Source organism: Proteus faecis (genome assembly GCF_003144395.1).
Taxonomy (GTDB): domain Bacteria; phylum Pseudomonadota; class Gammaproteobacteria; order Enterobacterales; family Enterobacteriaceae; genus Proteus; species Proteus faecis.
In genome coordinates, this window is record NZ_PENZ01000032.1 from 127,933 (window position 1) to 136,313 (window position 8,381).

The window sequence follows — 8,381 nt, forward strand, 5'->3', positions numbered from 1 at the left end:
AGCCCAATTCTGTGTATGATATTGGGCTTATAACTTGAATATCGTCGATATCGACAACAATGAGGAAAAGTGAATGAGTTTTTTCATTTCTGATGCTGTTGCTTCTGCTGGACAAGCAGCACCTGAAGCTAGCTTTATGTCTATTTTACCGATGTTAGTGATCTTTATTCTGATTTTCTATTTTATGATCCTACGTCCACAGCAAAAACGTACTAAAGAACATCGTAAACTGATGGATTCTATTGGTAAAGGTGATGAAGTTTTAACGACAGGTGGTTTAATTGGTCGTGTTGTTAAGGTTTCAGATAACGGCTATATCGTTGTTGCTCTGAATGAAACAACTGAAGTAACTATCAAACGTGACTTTGTTGCCGCTGTATTACCTAAAGGCACAATGAAAGCTATTTAATAACATTTCCCCAAAGGGAAAAGGGAACTGCCGTGCTAAACCGTTATCCTTTGTGGAAGTACCTGATGTTGATAGCCGCTATCCTCATCGGTCTGCTTTACGCACTTCCTAACCTATATGGTGAGGATCCGGCTGTTCAAATCACTGGCGCGCGGGGAACCGCCGCCAATGAGCAAACACTGGATCAAGTTCGATCTTTATTAGATAAAGAAAAAATTGAAGCGAAGTCTATTGCACTTGAAAATGGTGCGATTTTAGCTCGTTTCGGTAACCCTGATATTCAGTTACGTGCCCGTGAAGTATTGTTGCCTGCATTAGGTGACCAGTTCATTGTTGCACTTAACCTTGCACCGGCAACACCAAAATGGTTAGAAGCCATTGGCGGTGAGCCGATGAAACTGGGGTTAGACTTACGTGGTGGTGTTCACTTCTTGATGGAAGTTGATATGGAAACCGCGTTAGGTAAACTTCAGGAACAAAATGTTGAAAGCCTACGTACATTATTACGTGATGAAGGCATTCCATATTCATCTATCCGTAAAACGGATAACTATGGCGTTGAAATTCGTTTCCGTAATTCGGATGATCGCTCTAAAGCTTCAGATTACCTAGCTCGTCGTAATCAAGATCTTATTTTTAGAGATGGTGCAAATAACTCATTAAGCGCTATTTTTACTGACGAACGTTTACGTGATGCGCGTACTTATGCAGTACAGCAAAACATCACTATCTTACGTAATCGTGTTAACCAGTTAGGTGTTGCTGAGCCATTAGTTCAACGTCAAGGTGCTGACCGAATTGTTGTTGAATTGCCTGGTATCCAAGATACCGCGCGTGCTAAAGAAATCTTAGGTGCGACAGCAACATTAGAATTCCGTTTAGTCAATACCACCGTTGATCCTTCCGCTTTAGAAACTGGTCGTATTCCGGGCGATTCAGAAGTGAAATATACCCGCGAAGGTAGACCAACTATTCTTTATAAACGCGTTATTTTAACGGGTGACCACATTACTGACTCAACTTCTCAAGCTGATGAATATGGTCAACCTCAAGTGAATATTTCACTTGATAGCGCGGGTGGTTCTATCATGTCTAACTTTACGAAGGACAATGTCGGTAAACCGATGGCAACACTGTTCGTAGAGTATAAAGACAGCGGTAAACGCGATGAGAATGACCGTGCTATATTGGTTAAAAGCGAAGAAATTATCAACGTTGCGAATATTCAAAGTCGTCTAGGAAATAGTTTCCGTATTACGGGTATTTCAAATGCGAATGAAGCACGTCAATTATCTCTGTTATTACGTGCTGGTGCGTTGATTGCACCTATTCAAATCGTTGAAGAAAGAACCATTGGTCCAACTTTGGGTCTGCAAAATATTACTCAAGGTTTAGAAGCGTGTTTATGGGGTCTGATTGCGTCTGTTGCCTTTATGATAATTTATTATCGTAAATTTGGTGTGATTGCGAGTACTGCATTAATGGCAAACTTAGTGTTAATTGTTGGGGTAATGTCACTATTACCGGGAGCAACACTGACCATGCCAGGTATTGCGGGTATCGTTTTAACACTTGCCGTCGCTGTCGATGCCAACGTACTGATAAACGAACGTATCAAAGAAGAGTTACGTAATGGTCGATCAGTACAACAAGCAATCCATGAAGGTTATAAAGGCGCCTTCTCCAGTATTATTGATGCTAACTTAACCACATTGATTACAGCTGTGATCCTTTATGCAGTCGGTACCGGCTCAATTAAAGGCTTTGCTATCACAACAGCAATCGGGGTTGCAACATCCATGTTTACCGCTATCGTCGGTACTCGTGCGATTGTAAACCTGCTGTATGGTGGTAAACGCGTTAAGAAACTGTCTATTTAAGGAGCACGTTGTGGCACAGGATTATACTGTTGAACAATTAAACCATGGTCGTAAAGTCATTGACTTTATGCGTTGGGACAACGTTGCCTTTAGTATTTCGATTCTGCTTTTGATAGCGTCAATCGCTATCATTTCGATGAAAGGATTTAACTGGGGATTAGATTTTACAGGTGGTACAGTCATTGAGATCAATCTCAGTCAACCAGCCGACCTTGATAAAATGCGTGATAGCCTAGATGTTGCGGGCTTTAAAGATCCTCTGTTACAAAACTTTGGTAGCAGTCGCGATATTATGGTGCGTATGCCTCCTGTTGAAGGACAGGCTGGTCAAGAATTAGGTAAGAAAGTCATCGATGTTATCAATGCTGAAGTTGATAACGATGCAGTGGTAAAACGTATTGAATTTGTTGGGCCAAGCGTGGGAAGCGAATTGGCTCAAACAGGTGCAATGGCGTTATTATCCGCACTTATCTGTATTCTTATCTATGTTGGATTCCGTTTTGAATGGCGTTTGGCGTTAGGTGCGGTTATTGCACTTGCGCATGACGTGGTGATCACACTGGGTGTGCTTTCACTGTTCCATATAGAAGTTGACTTAACCATTGTAGCGTCATTGATGTCTGTTATCGGTTACTCACTAAACGATAGTATCGTTGTATCGGATCGTATTCGTGAGAACTTCCGTAAAATTCGTCGAGGAACATCATATGAAATTATGAACGTTTCTCTTACACAGACATTAAGCCGTACCATCATGACATCAGCAACAACATTATTAGTTGTATTAATGCTGTATATCTTCGGTGGTTCAATGCTTGAAGGCTTCTCTTTAGTTATGTTAATCGGTGTTTCAATCGGTACTATTTCTTCTATTTATGTGGCTTCTGCATTAGCACTTAAAATGGGCATGAAACGTGAACACTTGATTGTACAAAAAGTGGAAAAAGAGGGTGCCGATCAGACAACACTCTTACCATAATAGAGCGTTTTTCTGATAAAACATCGCAAACACCCTGCCAGTGTATACTGACAGGGTGTTTTTTGTTCACTGAACAGGTACACTGTTTATGAGTATTGTCAAAAGTAGGAATAACTATGCATTGCCCATTTTGTGGAGCCGTAGATACCAAGGTAATTGATTCCAGACTTGTTGGTGATGGTTCACAAGTGCGCCGTCGTCGCCAATGTCTTGTTTGTCATGAACGCTTTACTACCTTTGAAGTAGCAGAGTTAGTAATGCCTCGTGTTGTGAAAAGTGATGAAATACGAGAGCCTTTTGATGAAGAGAAACTTCGTCGAGGTATGCTTAAAGCATTAGAAAAGCGTCCAGTGAGTTCAGATGATGTTGAAGCTGCGATAAGCCATATCAAATCACAACTAAGAGCGACGGGCGAAAGAGAAATCCCTTCAAAAGAAATTGGCAATTTTGTTATGGAACAACTAAAAAAGCTTGATAAGGTGGCTTATATTCGCTTTGCTTCTGTTTATCGTAGTTTTGAAGATATTCGAGATTTTGGTGAAGAGATTGCGAAATTACAGGATTAATACATTAATACTGTAATTAATTTAATTATTTGAAAAATAACGATAAATAATAAATTTATATGTAATTATTATGATAAATAACAACAGCAACAATCCAAGTGAAAATGAAGGACTGCATGATGAATACTATATGCGTCGAGCCATTGAGCTCGCAGCATTAGGTCGCTTTACAACATCGCCTAATCCTAATGTGGGGTGTGTGATTGTAAAAGAGGGGGAGATTATTGGTGAAGGTTATCACCATCATGCAGGTGGTCCTCATGCTGAAGTTAATGCATTAAAAATGGCAGGAGATAAAGCAAAAGGGGCAACAGCTTATGTCACACTTGAGCCTTGTAGCCACTTTGGTAAAACGCCACCTTGTGCTGATGCCTTGATTAATGCAGGTGTAAAACGCGTTGTTGCTGCGATGCAAGATCCGAATCCTCAAGTTGCAGGACGAGGATTACACAAGTTATTATCAGCTGGAATTGATGTTTCACACGGTGTTTTAATGCAAGAAGCTGAAAAACTTAACGTTGGTTTTTTTAAGCGAATGAGAACAGGCTTCCCTTATATCCAGCTAAAATTAGGTGCATCTTTAGATGGTAAAACGGCATTAGCATCAGGTGAAAGCCAATGGATAACCTCTAAAGCCTCTCGTCGGGATGTACAAAATTTCCGAGCTCAAGCTAGTGCTATTTTAACGACAAGTGCAACAGTGCTTGCTGATAACCCATCTATGAATGTACGTTGGGATGAGCTTTCAGATGAAATTAAAGCGCTTTATCCTGAAGAAACGCTACGCCAACCTATTCGCATTGTTGCTGATAGCCAAAATAGAGTGACTGAACATCATAAAATCACTCAAATTGAAGGCGAATGCTGGCTGGCGCGCACAAAATCACAGCCTGCTGATTGGCAAGGTAATGTATCAGAAATTCTATTACCAACGAATGGCAAAAACAGTGGCGTGGATTTAGTTTTATTAATGATGCAATTGGGCAAACGCAATATCAATACCGTATGGGTTGAAAGTGGCGCGCATTTTGCTGCTGCATTATTAGAGGCAGGGCTTGTTGATGAGCTTATTATATATATTGCACCTAAAATTTTAGGGAATGATGCACGTGGATTATTTGCACTTTCTCCTCTGTCATCATTATCCGAAGCACCTGAATTTACAGTAGATTCTCTCCAACAAATTGGCTCTGATATCAGAGTTTGTTTAAAACCTCGTTATTAATAGACGCAAATAAGTGTGTCTACGGCGCTATTTGTAGTAAAATGGCGCCGTGTGTGTTATTTCCTGTCGTTACGACATCGTTATCAGCCAACTAACCGCCTTGATTTATCAAGGGTTTTTGGCTCCTTTGCTGTGTAATAATAAAACAGAGCGCAGTAAGGGAAAGAATATGATAAAATCCGCGCCCCGCGGATAGGAGAAAAAGGTAACCTATGAACGTAATCAAAGGTGTTGTCGCGGCGCCAAACGCACGCGTAGCAATTGCAATTGCCCGTTTTAATAACTTTATCAACGACAGCCTATTAGAAGGTGCGGTTGATGCATTAGAACGCATTGGACAAGTTTCCTCTGAAAATATTACCGTCGTTTGGGTTCCAGGCGCTTATGAGTTGCCATTAACTGTTAAAGCATTAGCAGAAAGCGACAAATACGATGCAGTTATCGCACTCGGTACTGTTATCCGTGGTGGAACCGCACATTTTGAATACGTTGCTGGTGAATGTAGTTCTGGCCTATCTCAAGTTGCAATGCAAAGTGAGATCCCTGTGACTTTTGGTGTATTAACTACGGAAAGTATTGAACAGGCTATTGAACGCGCTGGAACTAAAGCGGGCAACAAAGGTGCTGAAGCAGCAATGACAGCACTTGAAATGATCAATGTACTTAAAGCCATAAAAGGCTAATCATCTGTTTTAACTTAAGGGGAATTTTGTGAAACCTGCTGCTCGTCGTCGTGCTCGTGAGTGTGCTGTTCAAGCTATCTACTCATGGCAATTATCCGGAAATGACATCGCGGATGTGGAATTGGAGTTTTTATCCGAGCAGGATACCCAAGGTGTAGATATTGCTTATTTTCGTGAGCTTTTAGTGGGTGTTGCCATTAATGCAACACGTTTAGATAAGGCGATGGAACCTTATCTATCCCGCCAACTTGAAGAATTAGGTCAAGTTGAAAAAGCCATTTTACGTTTAGCAATGTTTGAACTTAGCTTCCGTGAAGATGTTCCTTACAAAGTTGCGATTAACGAAGCGATTGAACTGGCTAAGGTATTTGGTGCTGACGATAGCCATAAATTTGTTAATGGCGTGCTTGATAAAGCTGCACCAACTGTACGTAAAAAATAACGTTTTTCACGTTTCCTCTATGGTAAATAATTCAAGGCCGGTATTTCCGGCCTTTTGTTTAATAAAGCTAGTTTAATATGCATAGCTCAATAGGAAATAGATAATGCCTTGTGGTGAATTCTCCCTTATTAAGCAATATTTCACTTCACAGCCTGTAAAACGAAAAGATGTGAGTACAGGGATTGGGGATGACTGTGCAATATTGACAGTACCTGAAAAGCAACAAGTCGCTATTAGTACCGATACTTTAGTGAGTGGCATTCACTTCCTTCCTTCTATTTCACCTGAAGATTTAGCCTATAAAGCACTTGCTGTGAATATTAGTGATTTAGCTGCCGTTGGCGCAGACCCTTCTTGGGCTTCATTGGCTTTAACACTTCCTGATACAAACAGTGAATGGCTTGAGGCATTTAGCCGTTCCTTCTTTGCCTTAGCTGATTATTATGCAATCCAGCTTATCGGCGGTGATACTACTCGCGGTCCGTTGAGTTTAACAATCACAATACAAGGGCTTGTACCACAAGGAACGGCATTACTTCGTTCCGGTGCTAAAATTGGTGATTGGATCTATGTTACGGGCTTTTTAGGTGATAGCGCGGCAGGGCTTGCTGTATTACAAAATAGATTACAGCCGACAGAAAAAGAGCATAGTGATTATTTTGTTGCAAGGCATTTGCGTCCTCAACCTCGTTTGCTACAAGGTCAAGCATTACGCCATTTGGCGACATCTGCGATTGATATTTCTGATGGATTAATTTCAGACTTAGGCCATATTCTTACCGCAAGTGGTTGTGGGGCTCGCTTAAATCTAGATGCATTACCTTATTCGCCAGCGATGAAAGCGCAAGTGAGTGAAGAACAAGCGGAGATTTGGGCATTAAGTGGTGGCGAAGATTATGAATTATGTTTTACGGTGCCTGAAATCAACCGTGGCGCATTAGAGATTGCATTAGCACATACAGGCGCAGATTTTCATTGTATAGGGCAAATTATGCCGATTGCTGAAGGTATTCGTTATTTACGAGATGGTAAAGATGTTTACCCTAATCTTAAAGGGTTTGATCATTTTAGTGAGTCTGATCAGTAAGCCTATCTCAATTTGAAAGGCGCTCTATAAGCGCCTTTCAGAATATTTTGAAGAGGCTATTATATTAGGTTCTTTCAGTTGCTTTACGTTTAGCAATACGTTCTTTAATGGATGCTATATCTAGTATAACGCCTTTGTTTGAACCTGAGGTTTTCACTGCAACTCTCGTTTTGGGTTTAACTGAATTATTCATGCGAGAGCCTCCTTTAGTTTGCGGATTATTGGTTAAATTATGCTCATGAGCCAATGAGGTGTCAACCGATTTGATTTCTCGTTCTAACTCTTCTTTATCTCTTTCCCTTTCATTATCCATCATTAATATTAATTCACTTAGTTCTTCTTTACTTCCACAGTTTTCTTTAATTAAACGGAGAATTTTTTTATTATATTGCTCTATTGTTTCTGTATCCAACCAATTTAGTTTATCAACAATAAGCTCTTTCTCTAGCCACTTAATATAATCAAAGCCTCCACCAGAACAACGATCTTTTATAGATGCCGAATTCATACTTATTTTAATAAAGTGATCACCGTATTTGATAAAATCATAAATTTGACCATTTATAGTAATTATTTGAATATTATTTATATAACACTCAATTGCATATTCAGAACCAGAACCAGCACCATAAAAAATATAATTATAGTTTTTTGTTGTAGTCGCGCCTTGAAAATAAACAACTTCTCCGTTCTTTCTATCTACTTCAATAAATTCACAAATATCCTCATCCATATTTGAAAGAACACCTATTAGTGTAGCATACTCTTCATCTATTCCTATATTATCTCCAATATAAAATGCTAATACAGCTAATATTGCATTTATATAACCAGAATAGAATATGATGCTATCATCAAGAACATAAAATTTCTTAAAAGGGGCAGGCGCAGGGTTATCATCACAATCAGTCCATAATCTATCTGCTGCTACAAATGCTAAATTTTGAGAAATAATTGTAGTCATTACTTGTAATGGTATGATTTGATTTAAAAAGAATTTAAATATTCTATATTGATGAGAGATAAAAGTGAAAATATATTTATACTTAAATACTTAAATACTTAAATACTTAAATACTTAAATACTTAAATACTTAAATACTTAAATAC

At 39.4% G+C, this 8,381-nt stretch carries 9 protein-coding genes; 8 read left to right on the plus strand and 1 reads right to left on the minus strand.

Going from position 1 to position 8,381, the window contains the following annotated elements; translation table 11 throughout:
• Positions 1 to 73: 73 nt before the first annotated feature.
• The 8 genes from yajC (at position 74) to thiL (ending at position 7,271) form a co-directional block, all read left to right on the plus strand.
• The gene (yajC, locus tag DK858_RS09170; RefSeq protein ID WP_006535133.1) at positions 74 to 409 is read left to right on the plus strand and encodes a preprotein translocase subunit YajC; all 336 of its coding nucleotides are present in this window, start codon (positions 74 to 76) and stop codon (positions 407 to 409) included.
• Between the two features lie 32 nt (positions 410 to 441).
• Positions 442 to 2,289, plus strand: a complete 1,848-nt coding sequence (gene secD / locus DK858_RS09175) for a protein translocase subunit SecD (RefSeq protein WP_109397147.1) — start codon at positions 442 to 444, stop codon at positions 2,287 to 2,289.
• Positions 2,290 to 2,299: 10 nt separating this feature from the next.
• Positions 2,300 to 3,268, plus strand: a complete 969-nt coding sequence (secF, locus tag DK858_RS09180; protein ID WP_109397148.1) for a protein translocase subunit SecF — start codon at positions 2,300 to 2,302, stop codon at positions 3,266 to 3,268.
• 116 nt (positions 3,269 to 3,384) lie between these two features.
• Positions 3,385 to 3,834 carry a transcriptional regulator NrdR gene (gene nrdR, locus DK858_RS09185; protein ID WP_006535128.1) on the plus strand — a complete coding sequence of 150 codons (450 nt, stop codon included), beginning with the start codon at positions 3,385 to 3,387 and terminating at the stop codon, positions 3,832 to 3,834.
• Between the two features lie 70 nt (positions 3,835 to 3,904).
• Complete coding sequence (ribD, locus tag DK858_RS09190; RefSeq protein WP_194294833.1) at positions 3,905 to 5,059, plus strand: bifunctional diaminohydroxyphosphoribosylaminopyrimidine deaminase/5-amino-6-(5-phosphoribosylamino)uracil reductase RibD; 1,155 nt, start codon at positions 3,905 to 3,907, stop codon at positions 5,057 to 5,059.
• A 212-nt stretch (positions 5,060 to 5,271) separates the two neighbouring features.
• Positions 5,272 to 5,742, plus strand: a complete 471-nt coding sequence (ribH, locus tag DK858_RS09195; protein WP_023580887.1) for a 6,7-dimethyl-8-ribityllumazine synthase — start codon at positions 5,272 to 5,274, stop codon at positions 5,740 to 5,742.
• A 28-nt stretch (positions 5,743 to 5,770) separates the two neighbouring features.
• Positions 5,771 to 6,184 (plus strand): transcription antitermination factor NusB, encoded by a 414-nt coding sequence (nusB, locus tag DK858_RS09200; protein WP_006535124.1) that lies wholly within the window; start codon positions 5,771 to 5,773, stop codon positions 6,182 to 6,184.
• A 103-nt stretch (positions 6,185 to 6,287) separates the two neighbouring features.
• Positions 6,288 to 7,271 (plus strand): thiamine-phosphate kinase, encoded by a 984-nt coding sequence (gene thiL, locus DK858_RS09205; RefSeq protein ID WP_109397150.1) that lies wholly within the window; start codon positions 6,288 to 6,290, stop codon positions 7,269 to 7,271.
• 64 nt (positions 7,272 to 7,335) lie between these two features.
• Here thiL and DK858_RS09210 read toward each other — a convergent pair whose 3' ends face one another.
• Complete coding sequence (locus DK858_RS09210) at positions 7,336 to 8,235, minus strand: hypothetical protein (protein WP_109397151.1); 900 nt, start codon at positions 8,233 to 8,235, stop codon at positions 7,336 to 7,338.
• Positions 8,236 to 8,381: the final 146 nt, after the last annotated feature.

What these genes read in the sequence shown, in the direction of transcription:
- yajC (WP_006535133.1), top strand. Translation starts at nt 74, where the DNA reads ATGAGTTTTTTCATTTCTGATGCTGTTGCTTCTGCTGGACAAGCAGCA.
- nrdR (WP_006535128.1), top strand. Translation starts at nt 3,385, where the DNA reads ATGCATTGCCCATTTTGTGGAGCCGTAGATACCAAGGTAATTGATTCC.
- ribD (WP_194294833.1), top strand. Translation starts at nt 3,905, where the DNA reads ATGATAAATAACAACAGCAACAATCCAAGTGAAAATGAAGGACTGCAT.
- ribH (WP_023580887.1), top strand. Translation starts at nt 5,272, where the DNA reads ATGAACGTAATCAAAGGTGTTGTCGCGGCGCCAAACGCACGCGTAGCA.
- thiL (WP_109397150.1), top strand. Translation starts at nt 6,288, where the DNA reads ATGCCTTGTGGTGAATTCTCCCTTATTAAGCAATATTTCACTTCACAG.
- DK858_RS09210 (WP_109397151.1), bottom strand. Translation starts at nt 8,235, where the DNA reads ATGACTACAATTATTTCTCAAAATTTAGCATTTGTAGCAGCAGATAGA.